We start from the raw sequence: 18941 nt of genomic DNA on the forward strand, positions 1-18941 counted from the left end.
CTCCGATGAACCGAGCAAAATTCAAGATTGTATGAAGAGAGCAAGCGCATAGATTGCATATACTAATGTACTAAAAAATATACATTCCATCAACAGCGTTACGATACTGCTCAAAGCGCGTCGCGATCTTTTTCTTTCGCTTCATACGCTTTGGCGGTTTGATTGTTCTCGTTGCTATAAATTAGAGAAGGCAGGAGCTGGGGGAGCTCCTGCCTTCTTGCGCTTTGCAGGCGTTTGATGACGCAGGGTGGGGCCCAAAAATCAAACGTCTATTGCAAAGGCACTCAGGTGGGGCGGCGCCGGGGGTAGGGATGGTGCCCCACCTGAGTATCTGATGAACTTATCTGAGAATCCTGATTTCCCGGGGCAGGGCCAATGCCTGCGAGGAAAATCCGGACATCTGAACCTTTACGCCTGCTGCAAGAGCTGGGATCTTCACGTTTGCCGGCAGCTCATATCTAGCGCCAGCATAAAGTACGTTCTTGTCGTCGCTGCCGTTAGTCGTCGTGGCCGAACTATAAGTTGCTGTCGCAAAGATGGCCGCTGCGGCTAGGGGTACGATAAGAACGCGCATTTCCTCTCCTAAACTGAAAACCCTGTACCTTGTGGTTTCCGGTTCGTCAGGGCGTCTCGGCATGTCGCGTCGCGAAGCAGTTTCTTCGCCGGCTTGTCTCGTCCTGTGAGAAGAACGCTATTGCGCTGCACATCAACAATCAAATTACAAAAAAATAATGTTTGGCTTACAAACCATGATGCCGGCGCTCGAATGGGCGGAGCAGATACCTCCCGCTTGGCTTGCAGCCAGCGATTGTTGTTGAGCCGCCGCATCGCGTTTTCTACCCACCTCAAGATGTGCAAGCCTTTGCTTTTTCTAAAAAAGCAGCTGTTTTTCTACTTGAGCTGAAGTCTCGTTTACTTGACTAGGGCCATGGCGATTGCCTGTTTTGGCGGCTCAAAAGGCGACCTATAGCGCCGATATGCATAGCTTGATCTCGGTGGCCGCTTCACGAAGTTGTGATCGAAGGGAGGGCGTTGTAATCACCTGGAAAGGACTGTGAATACCGTATGTGCCTGTCGGGTCAGCGTGGCAATGCCGATCATTCCTGTTTATATGAGATGAGCCAGAGGTAGCCATGCGATTTTCCAATACGTTTCTCGACGAGATTCGCGACCGCGTTTTGATTTCAGACGTGATCGGTCGTCGTGTGACCTGGGACCGGCGCAAGACCAATGTGCCGCGCGGGGATTATTGGGCTTGTTGCCCGTTTCATGGCGAGAAATCTCCGAGTTTCCACTGCGAGGATCGCAAGGGCCGCTATCACTGCTTTGGCTGTGGGGTGACGGGCGACCATTTTCGTTTTCTTACCGAGCTGGAAGGCTTGAGCTTCCCTGAGGCTGTGCAGCAGATTGCCGACATGGCTGGCGTGCCCATGCCGGTCGCTGACCCCATGGAGGCGAAAAGGGAGAAGGAAAGGACCTCGCTGCTCGATGTCATGGAGATGGCGACTCAGTTCTTTCAGGACCAGCTGCAGACGGCCAACGGTGCGCGCGCCCGTGCTTATCTACGCGACCGTGGATTGACCGGGCGCACGATAGAAACCTTTCGGCTCGGATATTCCCCCGATAGCCGCAATGCGCTGAAGGAGCATCTCGCAAGCAAGGGCGTGCTGAAAGAGCAGATCGAAGCTTGCGGCCTCGTCGTGCATGAGAACGTGCCCGTCTCCTACGATCGTTTTCGCGATCGCATCATGTTTCCCATTCTCTCATCGCGCGAGAAGGTCATCGCCTTCGGTGGCCGGGCCATGGCATCGGACGCGCCGGCGAAGTATCTCAATTCCAACGAGACCGAGCTCTTCCATAAGGGCAACGTGCTTTATAATTTCACCCGGGCGCGCCGCGCCGCTCAGGGCGCCGATGGTGCGGGAACCATCATTGCCGTCGAAGGCTATATGGACGTCATCGCCCTGCATCAGGCCGGGGTGGAGAATGCGGTCGCGCCGCTCGGCACGGCGCTCACGGAAAATCAGCTCGATCTTCTCTGGAAGATGACGCCGGAGCCCATGCTTTGTTTCGATGGTGACGGCGCGGGCATTCGCGCCGCCAATCGCGCCGCCGATCTGGCGTTGCCGCATATCAAGCCGGGACGAACCGTCCGCTTCGCGCTACTGCCCGACGGCAAGGATCCGGACGATCTCGTGCGCCACGACGGTCGAGCGCCGTTCGACAAGGTGTTGGCGCAGGCAAAGCCGCTCGCCGATCTGATCTGGGCGAGGGAGGCTGCCAGCGGCACCTTCGAAACCCCAGAGGCGCGGGCCGAACTCGAAGCGCGGCTCCGGCGCATCGTGTCCGTCATCGTCGACGAGGATGTTCGGCGCCACTATCAGCAGAGCATGCGCGAGCGGCTGAACGGGCTTTTCCAGCCGCAATTCCAGCGCGGAGGCAATCAGCAGGCGCGCGGCTTTTCCCGTGATGGCAACGGTCGCGCCTTTGGTGGCCGCGGCGGGCAGGGACGCGACCGGGCGGCGGTCAGCACGACGGCGTCCGATCGCCTGACACGCTCGGCGATGATCAAGGGACATCAGGATATTCCGAGCCTGCGCGAAAGCGTTTTGGCGCTGACCATCGTCAATCATCCGTTGTTGCTGCAGGACGAGTATGACGAGATCGCCGCGATCGATTACGAAAGCCGCGAGTTGCAGCGCCTCTGGTCGGCTATGCTTGGGATCGCTGCTGCGATGGTGGGACCGCAGCTCACCCGTGAGCGGCTGGTCGAACAGCTGGAAGAGCAGGATTTCGGCGCGCTGCTGAAGAACCTCGAGCAGCAGGTTCGCAATGCCCGGCTTTGGACGGCAACCGAGCAAGCCGCGATGGAGGATGCTCGCGAAGGCTATCGTCAGGCGCTTGCGCTTCACAAGCGCTCCAAGGCCCTTCGGTGGCACAAGATCGAGTTGCAGGGTGCGATTGCCGAGGCGACGGAAGATGGCGACGGCGAGCTTATCGAGCAATTGATGCGTGCCTTGCAGGAAGTACAGCTGGAAGCGGTGCGGCTCGAAAACCAGGAGGCGATCATCGATGGCTTTGGCGTTCTTTCCGGGCGCGTCAAAAACGTTGCAGGAAAGTAGGAAGTGAATGTCACAGCCGGATAGACTGGATCCGCGATTTTCCGCTGATGAGGCACTGTTCGGGCAAACCGTCGGCGGGGTTGCCCCGCTCGATGTGCTGAAGCGCGTCTATGGCTATTCGGCATTTCGCGGCAAGCAGCAGCAGGTGGTCGAGCACGTTGTTTCGGGTGGCGATGCCGTGGTGCTGTTTCCGACCGGGGCGGGCAAATCGCTGTGTTTCCAGATCCCGGCGCTTTGCCGTGAGGGCATTGGTATCGTCGTTTCGCCATTGATTGCGCTGATGCGGGATCAGGTGGAGGCGATGAAGCAGCTGGGCATACGTGCTGCGGCATTGAACTCATCGCTGTCGCGCGAGGAGGCCAGTGAGATCTATCGCGCCGTTTCCAACGGCACGCTCGATATGCTCTATGTCACGCCCGAGCGCATCCTGACCGACGGCTTCCAGCAGATGATCGCCAGGGCGAAGATTGCGCTCTTTGCAATCGACGAAGCGCACTGCGTCTCGCAATGGGGGCATGATTTCAGACCGGAATATCGGGATCTCGGCAAGCTTGCCGAGTTTTTTCCCGGCGTGCCGCGCATTGCCCTGACGGCGACCGCCGACCCTCACACCCGCGACGATATCATCGAGCGGCTGGCTCTCGACGATGCCAAGGTCTTCACCACCAGCTTCGACCGGCCGAATATCGCCTACGAGATTGTGGAGCGCGATCAGCCGCGCCAGCAGTTGCTGCGTTTTCTCGACGGTCACCGCGGCGATAGCGGCATCGTCTATTGTCTCTCCCGCGCCAAGGTCGAAGACACGGCCGAGTGGCTGAACGGGCAGGGCGTCCGCGCGCTCGCCTATCACGCCGGCATGGATCGGGCGCTGCGCGACGCCAATCAGGATGCTTTCCTGAAAGAGGAGGACTTGTGCCTGGTGGCGACCGTCGCCTTCGGCATGGGTATCGACAAGCCGAATGTACGCTATGTTGCCCATCTCGATCTGCCGGGCTCGGTGGAAGCCTACTATCAGGAAACGGGCCGCGCGGGGCGTGACGGCTTACCGTCCGAAGTCTGGATGGCTTACGGCATGGCCGATGTCATCCAACGGCGGCGGATGATCGATGAGGGCGGTGCATCAGACGAAATCAAGCGTGTTGAGCGGGCCAAGCTCAATGCGCTGCTTGCCATCTGCGAAACGGCGGGATGCCGGCGACAGGCCATTCTCGCGCATTTCGGCGAGGGGCATAGCGGCGGCTGCGGCAATTGCGATACCTGCCTGAAACCTGTCGAGACCTGGGATGGCACGGAGGCGGCGATCAAGGCGCTGGCCGCGGTTTACCGCACCGGCGAGCGTTTCGGCACCGGCCATGTCATCGATGTCCTGGTCGGTACGATCAATGAGAAGACGCAGCGGTTCGGTCATACCGACATGCCCGTCTTCGGTGCCGGTAAGGACATTTCTGCCCGCAGCTGGCAGTCGATCTTCCGGCAGCTGCTCGCGAGCGGGTTGCTCAGCGTCGATCACACTGCCTTCGGTGCCATGAAGCTAGAGGAAGAGGCGAGGGCTGTTTTCAAGCGCGAACGACAGGTCTTCTTTCGCAAGGACCGGCCGGAAACAGGACGTCGCGGCAAGAAGGCCGGCCGGCCGGAACGGCAGGCTCATGGTCTTTCCGGCGAGGCGCAGGCCCTGTTCGACGCGTTGCGCGCCGAGCGCACGAGGATCGCCAAGGAACTGGGCGTGCCGCCCTATGTCGTTTTCCCTGACACGACACTGATTGCCTTCGCGACGGAGCGGCCGAAAAATCACAAGGCTCTTCTCGGAATTTCAGGCGTCGGCCAGTCGAAGCTCGAGCGCTATGGCGATGCGTTTCTTGCGGTGATTTCGAATTTCACCGGCCGGTGACATTGGGCGTAAGGATCTGAAAAAACTTCGAATTTTTGGTTACATGCGCACGGTCATCCCGCCGTCGACGGTCAGGACATGGCCGTTGACGAAGGATGCAGCGTCGCTGGCAAGGAAGAGTGCGGCACCGGCAATCTCGTCCGGTCGCCCCCACCGTTGAACCGGAATGCGTTGACGCACGAAAGGCGTCAGTTCTTCATTCGCAGCCATCGCGGCGTTGGTTTCCGTCGCAAACCAGCCCGGGGCGATCGCATTGCTTGTGATGCCAAAGGGGCCGAACTCCACCGCCATGCCTCGTACGAGGCCGGTCAGCCCCTGCTTGGCGGCGGGGTAGACGCAATCTCCGGGCATGACGACCTGGCCGCTGATCGATGTCACCGAAATCAGTCGTCCGTAGTTGTGCTGCTTCATCAAGCGCGCGGCATCGCGCGAAAGCATGATCGAGGCCGCGAGGTCAGTATTGAGCAGAGCGAGGATCGCTTCGTCGTCGAAGTCCGCGAGCGGGCGTCTGTCGCGGGCTCCGACATTGTTCACCAATATATCCAGCCGGCCGTGGTTTTTCTCGATATCCGCCATGGTCGCTCGTTGCGCCTCCCGGTCGGCTATATCGAAGGCAGCGGCTTCTGCAGAGCAGCCCCGCCCTTGAATTGTCTGGACCGCCGCCTGCAACGTTGCCGCCGTCCGCCCGTTGATAATGACGTGAGCGTCCGCATCGGCCAATGCCTGGGCCATCTCGAATCCCAACCCGCGTCCGCCGCCTGTAACCAGGGCAACACGCCCTTTCAGGGAGAATCTCTCGAATATGCTCATGATATTCCCATCATAGGTAAAAGTGACCGTCTTGTTTTCACGATAATGGACTCAGTCAAGTAATTTTTGCAATAGCGGTGGGCGTAAATGGCACAAATGTGCCGTTGAGACGTCCCGTTGGCGGTGGTAATCGAACTGTGTGGGGGCATGTCGCGGCAGCGTCATGGCTCGATGCATTTTTGCCGCTCATGAATGCGGCGGCTGTGCTAATCCTGTGATATCTCTCGGCCTGTTTCCGCCATGATCAGTAACGGAATGCGACAATGACCTCAGAATTTCTATCGCACCTGCGCAACGAGCTTGCCGGCTTGAAAGAAGCCGGTCTCTACAAGTCCGAGCGTGTCATCACCTCCAAGCAGGCCGGCGAAATCGCTGTGGTCGGTGGAGCGCGTGTGCTCAATTTCTGCGCCAACAACTATCTCGGCCTGGCCGACAATGAGGAACTCGCTGACGCCGCGAAAAAGGCGCTCGACCGTTATGGCTATGGCATGGCCTCCGTCCGGTTCATCTGCGGCACACAGGAAGAGCACAAGCAGCTCGAGGCGCGGATCTCGTCCTTCCTCGGCATGGAAGATACCATCCTCTATTCCTCCTGCTTCGATGCCAATGGCGGTCTGTTCGAGACGTTGCTCTCCGAGGAGGACGCGATCATTTCGGATGCGCTCAACCATGCTTCGATCATCGACGGCGTGCGGCTCTCGAAGGCCAAGCGTTTCCGCTATGCCAACAATGACATGGCGGCTTTGGAAGAGGAATTGAAGAAGGCCGAAGGCAGCCGTTTCAAGCTGATCGCGACCGATGGCGTCTTTTCCATGGACGGCATCATCGCCAATCTCGGCGGCGTTTGCGATCTGGCCGAAAAATACGGCGCCATGGTCATGGTGGATGACAGCCATGCCGTCGGTTTCGTCGGAAAGAATGGCCGCGGCTCGGCGGAGCATTGTGGCGTCGAAGGCAGGATCGACATCATCACCGGCACGCTCGGCAAGGCGCTCGGCGGCGCTTCCGGCGGCTATACCTCGGCCAAGAGCGAGGTTGTCGATTGGCTGCGGCAACGCTCGCGGCCCTATCTCTTCTCCAATACGCTGGCACCGGTCATCGCGGCTGCGTCGCTGAAGGTGTTCGACTTGATCGAGAACGGCGCGGAGCTGCGGGCACGACTCAAGGGCAATGCCGAGCTTTTCCGCAGCGAGATGACCAAGCTCGGCTTCACGCTCGCCGGCGCCGATCACCCGATCATTCCGGTGATGCTGGGTGACGCAAAGCTCGCGCAGGATATGGCTGCATTGATGCTGAAGAAGGGCGTCTACGTTATCGGCTTCTCTTTCCCGGTCGTGCCCAAGGGGCAGGCCCGCATCCGCACACAGATGTCGGCCGCCCATTCGAAGGCCGATGTCGAAAAGGCGATCGCGGCCTTCGCGGAAGCCGGAAAAGAACTTGGAATCATTTGAATTGGTTGGAGAGAACCGATCATGTCGAACATGATGAAAGCGTTGGTCAAAGCCAAGCCTGAGGTTGGGCTGTGGATGGAGCATGTCCCGGTTCCCGAGGTCGGGCCGAACGATGTCCTGATCCGGGTCAAAAAGTCAGCGATCTGCGGCACGGATGTCCACATTTGGAACTGGGATCAATGGGCGCAGAAGACCATTCCGGTGCCGATGGTGGTTGGCCATGAATTTTGTGGCGAGATTGCCGAAATCGGTTCGGCCGTGACGAAGTACCACGTCGGCGAGCGCGTTTCCGGCGAAGGGCACATCGTCTGCGGCAAATGTCGCAACTGCCGGGCGGGCAGGGGGCACCTCTGCCGCAACACGCTCGGCGTCGGCGTTAATCGTCCCGGCTCCTTCGGTGAGTTCGTCTGCATCCCCGAATCGAATGTCGTGCCGATCCCGGACGACATTCCGGATGAGATTGCCGCGATCTTCGACCCGTTCGGCAACGCCGTGCACACGGCTCTTTCCTTCGACCTGGTTGGCGAAGATGTGCTCGTGACCGGTGCCGGGCCGATCGGCATCATGGGAGCCATGGTCGCCAAGCGCTCGGGCGCGCGCAAGGTGGTGATAACAGACATCAATCCGACCCGGCTGGCTCTTGCCCACAAGGTCGGCATTGACCATGTGGTCGACGCCTCGAAGGAGAACCTCGCCGATGTCATGAAGTCCATCGGCATGACAGAGGGCTTCGATGTCGGCTTGGAAATGTCGGGCGCGGCGCCGGCCTTCCGCGACATGATCGACAAGATGAACAATGGCGGCAAGATCGCCATTCTCGGCATCGCGCCGGCCGGCTTCGAGATTGACTGGAACAAGGTCATCTTCAAGATGCTGAACCTGAAGGGCATTTATGGCCGCGAGATGTTCGAGACCTGGTACAAGATGATTGCCTTCGTCCAAGGCGGTCTCGATGTCTCTCCGCTGATCACGCATCGCATCGGCATCGACGATTTCCGTGATGGCTTCGAGGCCATGCGTTCAGGCAATTCCGGCAAGGTCGTCATGGATTGGAACTGATCCGGACTGTCGCTTTAGGGCATCGGTGATGCATGCCGATGCCCTAAACGCACAGGTTTCTTTAGGATGCTCTTGTCATCGCGTGGGGACTTCCTAAATACGGAAAATAATTGAATATGACGCGCCGAGCCTGTGGATAAGGCTTTTTCGCGCATTTAATGGGCTTTTTTACTGGAAAAGCTTGACGAGAACCAAAATTCTGGGAATCACCGTTTGACTTCGGAAAGAACGGTAAGACTGGATCGAGCGGATCACCTGATACCATGGCCGGAAACCTAGACGCAATCCAGCTTTGTACTCCGGAGCAGGTGATCGTGGTTAATCGGACATTAAAGATCATTCCGTAGGTGTTGGTCGGTGAGTCGAGGCTGGCGCAGGGCGTGCCGGCGCGATTGAAATGTTCTACCGCATGCAAGTTTGCAGCGTCAGGGAAAGCGACGATATAGAGATGGCAACAAAGGTCAAAGAGAACGAAGAAGCTGAAGTCGAGCGCGACGGCACCTCCGACGGCCCACTTCTCGATCTTTCCGATGACGCGGTCAAAAAGATGATCAAGGCCGCGAAGAAGCGCGGCTATGTGACGATGGACGAGCTTAATGCCGTTCTTCCGTCCGAAGAAGTGACATCCGAACAGATCGAAGACACGATGGCCATGCTTTCGGACATGGGCATCAACGTCATCGAGGATGAGGATGTCGAAGAGGCCGGTGCTGCCTCGAACGACGATGACGATGCCGGCGGCGACGATGAGAGCGAAGGCGGCGAACTCGCTCCTTCGACGGGTTCCGCTCTGGCGACCGCCAAGAAGAAAGAGCCGACCGACCGTACGGACGACCCGGTGCGCATGTATCTGCGCGAAATGGGCTCCGTCGAGCTTCTGTCGCGCGAAGGCGAAATCGCGATTGCCAAGCGCATCGAGGCTGGTCGCGAGACCATGATCGGTGGCCTCTGTGAGAGCCCGTTGACGTTCCAGGCGCTGATTATCTGGCGCGACGAACTCAACGAAGGCACCACACTGCTGCGCGAGATCATCGACCTCGAAACCACCTATTCCGGCCCTGAAGCCAAGGCTGCCCCACAGTTCCAAAGCCCCGAGAAGATCGAGGCCGACCGCAAGGCTGCCGAGGAAAAGGAAAAAGCTCGTCGCGGCCGCGGTTCTTCCGACGACGACATCACCAATGTCGGCGGTGAAGGCCTGCCGATCGAGGAAGAGGAAGAGGACGAAGACGAGTCCAGCCTCTCGCTCGCTGCGATGGAAGCCGAGCTTCGCCCGCAGGTGATGACGACGCTCGACACGATCGCCGAAACCTATAAGAAGCTGCGCAAGCTGCAGGACCAGCAGGTCGAGCAGCGCCTGTCGGCTTCCGGCACGCTGTCTTCGGCACAGGAGCGCCGTTACAAGGAACTCAAGGATGAGCTGGTCAAGTCGGTCAAGTCTCTGTCGCTGAACCAGAACCGCATCGACGCTCTCGTCGAGCAGCTCTATGACATCAACAAGCGCCTCGTGCAGAACGAAGGCCGCCTGCTGCGTCTTGCCAATCCTATGGCGTCAAGCGCGACAGCTTCCTGGAACAGTATCAGGGCGCCGAGCTCGATCCGAACTGGATGAAGTCGATCGGCAATCTGGCCGCTCGCGGCTGGAAGGAATTCGCCAAGAGCGAAAACACCACGATCCGTGACATCCGCCAGGAAATCCAGAACCTTGCGACCGAAACCGGCATTTCGATTTCGGAATTCCGCCGCATCGTTCACATGGTTCAGAAGGGCGAGCGCGAAGCGCGTATCGCCAAGAAGGAAATGGTCGAAGCCAACCTGCGCCTCGTCATCTCCATCGCCAAGAAGTACACGAACCGTGGCCTGCAGTTCCTTGACCTCATTCAGGAAGGCAATATCGGCCTGATGAAGGCGGTCGATAAGTTCGAATATCGCCGTGGCTACAAGTTCTCGACCTACGCCACCTGGTGGATCAGGCAGGCCATCACCCGTTCGATCGCCGACCAGGCCCGCACGATCCGTATTCCGGTGCATATGATCGAAACGATCAACAAGATCGTTCGTACCTCGCGCCAGATGCTGCACGAAATCGGCCGCGAGCCGACGCCGGAAGAGCTGGCCGAAAAGCTCGCCATGCCGCTCGAAAAGGTGCGCAAGGTTCTGAAGATCGCCAAGGAGCCGATCTCGCTCGAAACCCCGGTGGGTGACGAAGAGGATTCGCATCTCGGTGACTTCATCGAGGACAAGAACGCGCTTCTGCCGATCGACGCCGCCATTCAGGCGAACCTGCGCGAAACGACGACCCGCGTTCTGGCGTCGCTGACGCCGCGTGAAGAGCGCGTGCTTCGCATGCGCTTCGGCATCGGCATGAACACCGACCATACGCTCGAAGAAGTGGGCCAGCAGTTCTCGGTTACGCGCGAACGTATCCGTCAGATCGAGGCCAAGGCGCTGCGCAAGCTCAAGCATCCGAGCCGCAGCCGCAAGCTCCGGAGCTTCCTCGACAGTTGACATCCGCCGCAAGCCGGCAATGTCACGAAATCGAACCCGGTTTGCGAAAGCGAGCCGGGTTTTCTGTTGGAATCAGATCTGAAGTGAGGTTTTGGCCATGGCAGGCAAACCACAGGCTTTCGAACTATCTTTGCCGTCTCGGCTGCGAGATTTGCTGGCTGGATACGAATGGCGGCAGGATGCGCTCGGCTGCTCGTCGGCGCAGGTCTTCCGGCTGGAGGCGGGCGGCCGTGCGCCCATGTACCTGAAGACCGAGCTTATCGATCCTCTGGGCGAACTGCCGGGAGAGGTTGCAAGGCTGCGCTGGCTTGCCGAGCAGAAGCTTGCCTGCCCACAGGTCATCGTCCATGAGAGGGACGAAGAGCGCGAATGGCTTCTGATGAGTGCGCTCCCAGGCTCTGACCTCGCCAGCGACGAGCTGACGTCCCCGATCGAGCGTGTGCATCTTCTGGCGTATGCGTTGCGGCGCTTGCACGCACTCAACATCGCGAACTGCCCCTTCGATAACCGCTTGGACCACAAGCTTGGCGAGGCAAAGGCACATCTGCTTGCCGGTCATGTTGATGAGAACGACTTCGACGATGAGAGGCGGGGGCAATCCGCGCAGGATCTTTTTCGCGAGCTTGAAGAGCGCCGGCCGGGAGCCGAGGATTTCGTCGTTACCCATGGCGACGCCTGCCTGCCGAATTTCATGGCCGATGGGGGCAAGTTCAGCGGCTACATCGATTGCGGGCGCCTCGGCATCGCTGACCGCCACCAGGATATCGCGCTGGCTTGCCGCAGTATCCAAGAAGACTTCGCGAAAGATCTGCTGACAGAGTTTCTGAAGGTCTACGGCGATTTTGAGCCGCAGGCGGAAAAGATGGCCTACTATCAGTTGCTGGACGAATTCTTCTAACCGTGGATGCGCTCGTTTTCGTATCGTAAGATCACGCAGGTTTGTTTTTGCGGCATTGCGGATCGTGCCGAGGCCTGACAAGTTCGATTTCGACGATGGCCCTTTCGCGGCGTGTTGTCGGATACCATATGTCAGCGATCTGAAAGTCTGCTGATCTGTCTGCCATTAGGGATCGAATGAATCGATGCGCCATGTTCTCTTGATTGCTTTTACCGCGCGAGCCATCTGCTGAACGATGGAGAAGGTTGCGGAAAAACGGGATAAGGAGATGCGGCCGGGCTTTGTCCTGTCGATCGTCCTGCACGTCCTGTTTGTCGCGATTTTCCTGTTGCCGCTGCTGCCGGCGCCACCACAGGCAAAGTCCGAAGATAGCGTCAATGTAGAGCTCGTTCCCCAGCAAGAGGAAAAGCAGGAAGTCGCGACGAAGGCGAACGAGAAGCCGGATCAGCCCCCCAAGCCTACGCAAAAACCTGACGAGAACCCGGCCCAGCAGACGGCAGAAAACAAGGACGAACCGCAGCAGCCTGAGGGAAAGAAATCGGACGAGCAGCCGCCAAAACAAGCCGATCCGAAGGGCAAGGAGGCGGCAGAAAAGCCTGCGGCCAAATCGGCTGAGGCCAAGGCCGATAAGCCTGACGAACAGGCGGAGAAGCCCGCTCCCAAGGCCGATGACGCCAGTGCCGATAAACCTGTCGAGAAGGCCGGGCAGCAGCCTTCTGCGACGGAAACGCCTCTTCCGGATATGAAGGGCGATCAGAAGGACGCGACGACCACGCAGCAGGCCGAGGCTCAACCGACCGACACGCCGCCAACACCACCGAACGATGCGGCGGCCGAACAACAGGCTGAAGCGCAGGCAGCCGCTGCCGCGCAAGCCCAGGCCGAAGCGCAGGCGGCACAACAGCAGGCCGATGCCAAAGATCAGCAAGCGAATGTGGCTAAGCCGCCGCCAAGCGACGCCACGGCCAAAGCTTCCTCCTCGGCACCGGATGTCCTGACGACCAATGAACCCTCGGAATCGCAGGTGCAGCAACCACAGGCACCGTCGACCGATCAGAACGATCCGCAGGCGCAACAGACGGCACAGGCGCCGACAGCCGATCCGCAGCAATCTGCCGCCGAGCAGCCCAAGGATCAGGCAATTGCGCCGCAGATCGCTTTACCGGCAGTAAGGCCTTCGCCAGCCCCGCAAAGCTCTCAAAGTCAATCTGCTTCGAGCAGTCAAGGCGGTTCGGCGGGTGGCGCCGCCTTGGTCACCGAGCCGCAACCGCCTAAATCACTCGCGCCGAAAAGGGCCATTCAGGCCAAGAAGCTCTATTCAGGTGCCGAGATGGCCCGTCTGTCGAAGAGTGACTACGACGCTTGGAAGAAGATGCCGCGGCGGCAGCGAGTACTTTATCTCTGCCGGTCGGAGGAAAAGCTACAATTCGGTTATGACCTAAGGGCTACAAGCTTCATAAACTCTGCGCTATCACCGGCTATGATTTCCGATACTAGCCTAGTTGGCGATGGTGTTGTCGTAGATACTCCGAAAGGCTTTCAGAGAGTGGCACTGACTTGTCAAGTAGACAGCGATGCCCTGAAGGTTACGGCCTTTTCCTATACGGTCAGAGGACATGTTTCCCCTAGCCAGGTGGACAAATTGGGCTTCGTTGGAAACTGACGCCGAATGTTCGCCCGCTGAAACAATAGTTTATTGCCAGCCCCAATCGAAATTCGGATCATTTCATCATACAATTGCCTGCATCTCACTGATTCAGTGTCCTCCCATCGCACATTCTCAAGATTCTGATGTCCTCGATTACAGCCGATTCCAGTTCCGCGGCCGCTGGCCGCTCCGCTTTGCGTGGTGTTCTCGTGGCATTCTCGGCCTATGCCGTGTTTGCCTTTAGCGACGCCTCGATCAAGATTCTGCATGGCGTGGTTCCCTCCTACCAGGTTGCCTTCATCGGAGCGTTGTTCGGCTTTGCGGCGGTGCCCTTCCTGAAGAGGCGGGAGGATACCTGGCTCGACATTGTGAAAACGTCGAACCGGCCCATGTGGCTGCTGCGCTTCATTTGCGGCGCGATCGGAGCGATCTGCTCGGTTATCGCCTTCACCAAGCTGCCGATGGCGGAAGCCTTTTCGCTGCTGTTCCTGCTGCCGTCTTTCGTGACGATCCTCTCGGTGATCTTTCTCAAGGAGGATGTGCGTTGGCAGCGCTGGACAGCGGTCATTCTCGGTTTCGTTGGCGTGCTGATCGTTTTGCGTCCCGGCTTTCGCGAACTCTCTGTCGGCCATTTCTGCGCGGCGGTGGGCGGCCTTGCCGCTGCAATTTCGATAGTCATCAACCGCGCGCTTGGTTCGAAGGAAAAACGCATTTCGCTCTATGGCGCTGGCCTCTTCGGCACGCTTATTGTCAGTGGCTTTCTGATGATTTCGGAGGTCACGCCGCCGACTGCGACGCAATGGATCTTTTTGGCGAGCTACGGCCTGCTGGGCGCGCTTGGAAACGTGCTGTTGATGAGCGCGGCCCATATGGCTCCGGCAAATCTGGTGGCCCCGCCGCAATATAGCCAGATGCTTTGGGCGATTATCTTCGGCTATCTGCTGTTCAATGACAGTATCGATATGCCCATGGCTTTCGGCATCGTCCTCATCATTTTCTCCGGGTTGCTGACGCTGGCGCGGGAGCGCAAACGCGGCACGCCGTTGCCGGCGGCGGTTGCCGGCAATACCCAGGCGGCATTGGTGACGGCACAGGACGATGAGCCGGGAATATCGGAGCGATAATACGGCCCATGCTGCGCAGGATCGAGATTGCCAGCAATAAGGTCACCACGCTAAGCTTTGCGTGCATCCTCTAGTAGGGATGTTGTCTCGTTGAGGAAGCGATGCGGATGAGATCCGTCCAATTCAGGATATTCCGCACTTCACTTGTCGGCGTCGAGGCCGTCAAGGCGGAAACGGGTCATAGCTTTCCCAAGCATACGCATGATCAGTTTGGCATAGGCCTCATCGAGGCCGGTGCCCAGGCGTCGCTTAGCGGGCGAGGCATGGTGTGGGCAGAGGCCGGCGATATCATCAGCGTCAATCCAAACGAGGTGCATGACGGCATGCCTGTTGGCGACAGCCGGGCTTGGTCGATGCTCTACTTCGAGCCGCGCGTCATTGCCGATCTCCTGCGCGATATAGGCGAGGGAAGGATGGGCGAGCTCGAGTTTCCCTCTCCCGTCATTCGCAACACCGAATTGGTTATGAAGTTCAGGGCGTTGTTTCCGCTCCTGATCGGCAAATCGGCACCGCAGGATAGCTTGTTGCGGGATGGGCTGCTGCTGTCGCTCATTGCTGAGGTGATGAGCGAAGGGAAGCCGGGTTCGCGCGACGTCGCCATTCCCGCAGCCATCAGTCGCGCCCGCCAATTGATTGACGACGATCCTGCCGCGCCGTTCACGCTTGCCGAGCTCGCCGATGTCTGCGGGCTCAGCCATTTCCAGTTCCTGCGCGCCTTCAGTAAGGCGACCGGCCTCACGCCGCACGCCTATCTGCTGCAACGTCGTATCCACGAGGCGCGACGGTTGATCGCGGTTGGTACGCCGCTGGCGGAAGCGGCCTTTGCCTGTGGCTTTGCCGATCAAAGCCACATGACGCGGCTTTTCGTGCGCAACTTCGGCCTTTCACCAGGCGCTTATGCGGCAGCCTGCTGACGCATCTGCAATTTCATTCAAGACCGCGCGATGATCACGGGGTTTTCTGCGGCGCCAATCGAGACTGCAGAAGGAGAGGTCATGTATTTCCGTCATTCGAACGAGATGTGGAGCACGTTTCCGGAGCTGGTTCCCGGCGTGCTGCTCGCTGAAGGCATCACGGCCGATGCGAGCGTTGAGGATCGCATCGCTTCTTATCATGCCACAGCCGCTGAGCGGCTCTCGCGATGCTCTGAGAGTGAGATGCCGGAAATTCAGGCCTGGCGGCGTGCTTTTTCGAAAATGGGGATGAAGCCCACGCAATATCGCTGCGCTTCCGAGGCTTTGCTGCGTCGTTTTCGTCAGGAAGGATCGTTGCCGCAGTTGCATCCGCTCGTCGATCTCTGCAACGCCATCTCCATTGCATTCGCCATTCCGGTGGCTGTTTTCGACCTTGAAAAGGTCTCTGGCGATCTCGAGGTTCGCCACGCGCAGGGTAGCGAGTCTTATCGTACCTTCTCCGGTGAGACGGAGCACCCGGAACCCCGCGAGGTCATCTTCGCCGATGCAGCCGGACAAGCGCACGCCCGTCGCTGGACCAACCGGCAAAGTGGCCTTTCCGCAGTCTATCAGAAGACGCGATCCGTGTTGATCGTGGCCGAAGCCTTGCATGCTTCCGCAAGCCGCGATGTGCCACGCCTGATTGATTCGCTTGCGGATGAGCTTGCTTCCGTCTGGTCGCTGCAGACCAGGCGAGGGGTTCTCAGTCCATCATCGCCGCGATTTGATTTCCCGGCTGATGGAAATGTTGAAGCAAAACAACATCGAGGCTGACGAGTAACTGGGGCGGTCTCTGCTACCTCAGTCGATCTGCCTTGTCATTGCTGATACCGACATCCCGGAGCAAGTGAAGGCTGGCAGCTTGAAGTGTGTCGCGCGGTTCATTCACTCGTCTCGAAGCTTTCCGCATATAATCGCGCGGGGAGATTAATCGAGCCAGGTTGCCGAAGAGCCACCGTATCCAGCAATTTGCATGATCCATTCTCATCTATCTCAGGCCTCGCGATCTCTCGAAATAGACAGATGCCTCTGAAATTCAGGCATGTATAATGAAGCTTCCGGCAATCAAACATGCGGGATTTTCATGGGAAAGCGGCCACTTCCACCTCTGTCGGAGCTGCAGGCATTTTGCGCCATCGTCGAAACCGGCGGCTTTGGCCGTGCCGCTGAGCGGGTTGGTCAGACGCAGACCGCCGTCAGCCATCAGCTCGCGCAGTTGGAAGGGTGGATTGGAGGTCGGCTATTCGATCGAGGCCGACATGGAGCCAGATTGACCCCATTAGGGGCACGCCTGCATCCAGCAATTGTCGAGACGCTTTCCGAACTGGAGACAGCGTTGCATGAGGCGCGCGCAAGCGTTTCGGTCAGAAGCGTCTCGATCTCCGTTTCCCCTGAGTTTTCTGGCCAATGGCTGGCATCCCGATTGCCGGATTTCTGCAAGCGGCATCCCGATATCGAGTTGAAGATAGCCGTTGGCTATCAGCGTCCGGAATTTCATTCTGCTGGTCTCGACATGGCGATCTGGCTCGGCCGGGCCGAGGTCGGACTGATCCATGAGGAACTGCTGACGGATGAGGAGTTCGTGGTCAGCTCACCCGCGCTGTCGAGGCAGCTGCCCCAACGCTACGCCATAAGGGCAGCGCCCCTGCTGCGCTATGCCGGCATGCAACATACGATACTGGATTGGCAACGCTGGTATGAGCAGATCATTGGCGAAAGAAGCGAGATGGATCCGCCCTTCGATATCGTGCAGGCAGTGGAGAGCGGCCAGCTATTTGCAACTTTCGCCGACATGCTTGAGGCGTGCCGCAATGGCCAAGGCTTTGCGCTGGTTCGCAGCTCGCTGGTCGCAAGTGATATCGCCGAGAGCCGGCTGGTGCGCTGTTTTGTCGAGGCCCAACCGGCCGCCGTGAGCTACAATCTGCTTTATCCGCCAAATGCACTGCAAAATCCGTCCGCCAGCCTATTTCGCAACTGGCTGCTCTCGCAGGCCCGCGCATCGAATTGACGCGCTTGTCAATTGCGCAGTCTTATCAGACCGGCTTCGGTGGGTGTGAAGCCGATGCGACGGTAGAAAGGGGTAAGGCGAGGTTCGAAGTCGACGTGAAGCCACTCCGCGCCGCGGTCGCGCGCCAGGATCTTCGCCCTTTCGACCAGGCCGGTTGCGATGCCCTGTCTTCGAAACCCTGGATCGACGCAGGTATCGAGAATGAAGGCGTGAATGCCGCCATCCCAGGCGATGTTGACGAAACCGACGAGTGTCGATCCGGAAAATGCGCCGACATGCGCGAGGCTTCGCGACAGGATCGTGGAGAAGTCGCGTGGGGAGGATGCATTCCAGGCGCGCGCCCAGAGTGCGTTTAAGGCTTGGTTCCCTGGATTCGGATCATCCCTGTATTCAATTTGCATAAGCGCTCCCGCAGGCAGCCACGGCGCTGCTCCATTATGTCTGTGCCGATCCGCCTGACGCAGAAAAATTTCGTGTCATATGTCGGATATCGCTTTGTCCGAGCGTCCTTGGAAAGCCATTATGTGGAACCGAGGAGGTGGAAAATGGCTTATGTAGATGGTTTTATCGTCGCCGTCCCGAAAGGCAACATCGAGGCCTATAAAACCCTGGCGCGCAAGGCCGGAATGGTCTGGAGGGAATATGGCGCGCTCAGCTATGTCGAGGCCATAGGCGATGACGTGCCCTATGGCGAACTGACGTCTTTCCCGCGCGCAGTGCAAGCGACGGATGACGAAGTCGTGGTTTTCTCCTGGATCACCTACGAATCGCGGCAGAGCCGGGACGAGATCCTGGCAAAGGTGATGGCCGATCCGCGCCTCAAGGACGAGATGCAGAACATGCCCTTCGATAGCCGACGCATGATCTATGGCGGCTTCGACATCATCGTCGAAACATAGAGCGTCTTTGAATCTACGCATCAGGCTTTCCGAAAATCGATTCCGATTTTCGGGCCGATGCCGCAGGCGACCAGTCGGGCGGTCTTGACAATCCGGCTGCTGCGCCCGAGGTCATGCGGGTCGTCATCCGCATGCTGGGGAAAGCCATGCCGCAATCCGTCGTCACTCTGGCCACCCGCGGCCAGGGGCTTTACGAATTCACCGATCAGGCTGCGCACTTCGTTCGGACTGCGGCGGCGGGCGGCGAGGGACTTTTGACGGTTTTTGTACGCCACACCTCCTGTTCGCTGCTCATTCAGGAAAATGCCGATCCCGATGTGAAGACGGATCTCAATGCCTTCTTTCGTCGGCTGGTGCCGCCTTCTTCCGATCCGTCCATGCGCTGGATCGTGCACACGACGGAAGGCCCGGACGACATGCCCGCCCATATCAAGGCGGCGCTGACACAGGTGTCGATCGGGATTCCCGTCATGAACGGTCGCCTCGTGCTCGGAACTTGGCAGGGCATTTATCTTTTCGAGCACCGCGACCGACCACATCGGCGCGAGATCGTCCTGCATCTCTCGGTCTGACCGT

Annotated in this window: 15 protein-coding genes and 1 pseudogene; 13 read left to right on the forward strand and 3 right to left on the reverse strand. The window is 58.8% G+C overall.

Annotated features, from left to right (window positions below; all coding sequences use genetic code 11):
* Window positions 1-340 precede the first annotated feature (340 nt).
* Window positions 341-574, reverse strand: coding sequence for a hypothetical protein (locus ACIQJ2_RS11190; RefSeq protein ID WP_400673747.1), 234 nt, complete (start codon window positions 572-574; stop codon window positions 341-343).
* A 559-nt stretch (window positions 575-1133) separates the two neighbouring features.
* On the opposite strand from ACIQJ2_RS11190, the gene dnaG reads away from it, so the two are divergent.
* Complete coding sequence (gene dnaG, locus ACIQJ2_RS11195; RefSeq protein WP_400673750.1) at window positions 1134-3122, forward strand: DNA primase; 1989 nt, start codon at window positions 1134-1136, stop codon at window positions 3120-3122.
* A 7-nt stretch (window positions 3123-3129) separates the two neighbouring features.
* A complete protein-coding gene (recQ, locus tag ACIQJ2_RS11200; protein ID WP_400673753.1) occupies window positions 3130-5010 on the forward strand; it encodes a DNA helicase RecQ in 1881 nt (626 codons plus the stop codon).
* Between the two features lie 39 nt (window positions 5011-5049).
* On the opposite strand, the gene ACIQJ2_RS11205 is transcribed toward recQ, so the two are convergent.
* Window positions 5050-5820 carry an SDR family oxidoreductase gene (locus ACIQJ2_RS11205; protein WP_400673756.1) on the reverse strand — a complete coding sequence of 257 codons (771 nt, stop codon included), beginning with the start codon at window positions 5818-5820 and terminating at the stop codon, window positions 5050-5052.
* Between the two features lie 263 nt (window positions 5821-6083).
* Between ACIQJ2_RS11205 and ACIQJ2_RS11210 the strand changes: the two genes are divergently transcribed.
* The 9 genes and pseudogenes from ACIQJ2_RS11210 to ACIQJ2_RS11250 all read left to right on the forward strand — a co-directional run bounded on the left by ACIQJ2_RS11210 (window position 6084) and on the right by ACIQJ2_RS11250 (window position 17466).
* Window positions 6084-7271: a glycine C-acetyltransferase gene (locus tag ACIQJ2_RS11210; protein ID WP_400673759.1), complete on the forward strand. Its 1188-nt coding sequence runs from the start codon at window positions 6084-6086 to the stop codon at window positions 7269-7271.
* A gap of 21 nt (window positions 7272-7292) precedes the next feature.
* Window positions 7293-8330, forward strand: coding sequence for an L-threonine 3-dehydrogenase (tdh, locus tag ACIQJ2_RS11215; protein ID WP_199144906.1), 1038 nt, complete (start codon window positions 7293-7295; stop codon window positions 8328-8330).
* Window positions 8331-8778: 448 nt separating this feature from the next.
* A pseudogene (rpoD, locus tag ACIQJ2_RS11220) lies at window positions 8779-10835 on the forward strand (RNA polymerase sigma factor RpoD).
* 97 nt (window positions 10836-10932) lie between these two features.
* Window positions 10933-11733, forward strand: coding sequence for an APH(3')-II family aminoglycoside O-phosphotransferase (locus ACIQJ2_RS11225; RefSeq protein ID WP_400675582.1), 801 nt, complete (start codon window positions 10933-10935; stop codon window positions 11731-11733).
* A gap of 268 nt (window positions 11734-12001) precedes the next feature.
* On the forward strand, window positions 12002-13396 hold the full coding sequence (locus ACIQJ2_RS11230) for a DUF930 domain-containing protein (RefSeq protein ID WP_400675584.1): 1395 nt from the start codon (window positions 12002-12004) through the stop codon (window positions 13394-13396).
* Between the two features lie 128 nt (window positions 13397-13524).
* Entirely contained in the window at window positions 13525-14505 is a 981-nt protein-coding gene (locus ACIQJ2_RS11235; RefSeq protein WP_400675586.1) for a DMT family transporter, read from the forward strand.
* Window positions 14506-14612: 107 nt separating this feature from the next.
* Entirely contained in the window at window positions 14613-15419 is an 807-nt protein-coding gene (locus ACIQJ2_RS11240) for an AraC family ligand binding domain-containing protein (protein WP_400675588.1), read from the forward strand.
* An 81-nt stretch (window positions 15420-15500) separates the two neighbouring features.
* Window positions 15501-16232 carry a B3/4 domain-containing protein gene (locus tag ACIQJ2_RS11245; protein ID WP_400675590.1) on the forward strand — a complete coding sequence of 244 codons (732 nt, stop codon included), beginning with the start codon at window positions 15501-15503 and terminating at the stop codon, window positions 16230-16232.
* Window positions 16233-16542: 310 nt separating this feature from the next.
* Window positions 16543-17466 carry a LysR substrate-binding domain-containing protein gene (locus tag ACIQJ2_RS11250; RefSeq protein ID WP_400675592.1) on the forward strand — a complete coding sequence of 308 codons (924 nt, stop codon included), beginning with the start codon at window positions 16543-16545 and terminating at the stop codon, window positions 17464-17466.
* Between the two features lie 8 nt (window positions 17467-17474).
* Here ACIQJ2_RS11250 and ACIQJ2_RS11255 read toward each other — a convergent pair whose 3' ends face one another.
* A complete protein-coding gene (locus ACIQJ2_RS11255; protein WP_400675594.1) occupies window positions 17475-17867 on the reverse strand; it encodes a GNAT family N-acetyltransferase in 393 nt (130 codons plus the stop codon).
* A 144-nt stretch (window positions 17868-18011) separates the two neighbouring features.
* Between ACIQJ2_RS11255 and ACIQJ2_RS11260 the strand changes: the two genes are divergently transcribed.
* Window positions 18012-18365: a DUF1428 domain-containing protein gene (locus ACIQJ2_RS11260; protein ID WP_400675596.1), complete on the forward strand. Its 354-nt coding sequence runs from the start codon at window positions 18012-18014 to the stop codon at window positions 18363-18365.
* Window positions 18366-18511: 146 nt separating this feature from the next.
* Window positions 18512-18937, forward strand: coding sequence for a secondary thiamine-phosphate synthase enzyme YjbQ (locus tag ACIQJ2_RS11265; RefSeq protein WP_400675598.1), 426 nt, complete (start codon window positions 18512-18514; stop codon window positions 18935-18937).
* The last annotated feature ends 4 nt before the right edge of the window (window positions 18938-18941 follow it).

Origin of the sequence: Rhizobium sp. NPDC092011 (genome assembly GCF_044756305.1) — a bacterium.
Taxonomy (GTDB): Bacteria; Pseudomonadota; Alphaproteobacteria; order Rhizobiales; family Rhizobiaceae; genus Rhizobium.

Bases quoted from the DNA above. Each gene is read 5' to 3' on its own strand.
- ACIQJ2_RS11190 (WP_400673747.1), bottom strand. From the start codon at position 574: ATGCGCGTTCTTATCGTACCCCTAGCCGCAGCGGCCATCTTTGCGACA.
- dnaG (WP_400673750.1), top strand. From the start codon at position 1,134: ATGCGATTTTCCAATACGTTTCTCGACGAGATTCGCGACCGCGTTTTG.
- recQ (WP_400673753.1), top strand. From the start codon at position 3,130: ATGTCACAGCCGGATAGACTGGATCCGCGATTTTCCGCTGATGAGGCA.
- ACIQJ2_RS11205 (WP_400673756.1), bottom strand. From the start codon at position 5,820: ATGAGCATATTCGAGAGATTCTCCCTGAAAGGGCGTGTTGCCCTGGTT.
- ACIQJ2_RS11210 (WP_400673759.1), top strand. From the start codon at position 6,084: ATGACCTCAGAATTTCTATCGCACCTGCGCAACGAGCTTGCCGGCTTG.
- tdh (WP_199144906.1), top strand. From the start codon at position 7,293: ATGTCGAACATGATGAAAGCGTTGGTCAAAGCCAAGCCTGAGGTTGGG.
- ACIQJ2_RS11225 (WP_400675582.1), top strand. From the start codon at position 10,933: ATGGCAGGCAAACCACAGGCTTTCGAACTATCTTTGCCGTCTCGGCTG.
- ACIQJ2_RS11230 (WP_400675584.1), top strand. From the start codon at position 12,002: ATGCGGCCGGGCTTTGTCCTGTCGATCGTCCTGCACGTCCTGTTTGTC.
- ACIQJ2_RS11235 (WP_400675586.1), top strand. From the start codon at position 13,525: ATGTCCTCGATTACAGCCGATTCCAGTTCCGCGGCCGCTGGCCGCTCC.
- ACIQJ2_RS11240 (WP_400675588.1), top strand. From the start codon at position 14,613: ATGAGATCCGTCCAATTCAGGATATTCCGCACTTCACTTGTCGGCGTC.
- ACIQJ2_RS11245 (WP_400675590.1), top strand. From the start codon at position 15,501: ATGTATTTCCGTCATTCGAACGAGATGTGGAGCACGTTTCCGGAGCTG.
- ACIQJ2_RS11250 (WP_400675592.1), top strand. From the start codon at position 16,543: ATGGGAAAGCGGCCACTTCCACCTCTGTCGGAGCTGCAGGCATTTTGC.
- ACIQJ2_RS11255 (WP_400675594.1), bottom strand. From the start codon at position 17,867: ATGCAAATTGAATACAGGGATGATCCGAATCCAGGGAACCAAGCCTTA.
- ACIQJ2_RS11260 (WP_400675596.1), top strand. From the start codon at position 18,012: ATGGCTTATGTAGATGGTTTTATCGTCGCCGTCCCGAAAGGCAACATC.
- ACIQJ2_RS11265 (WP_400675598.1), top strand. From the start codon at position 18,512: ATGCCGCAATCCGTCGTCACTCTGGCCACCCGCGGCCAGGGGCTTTAC.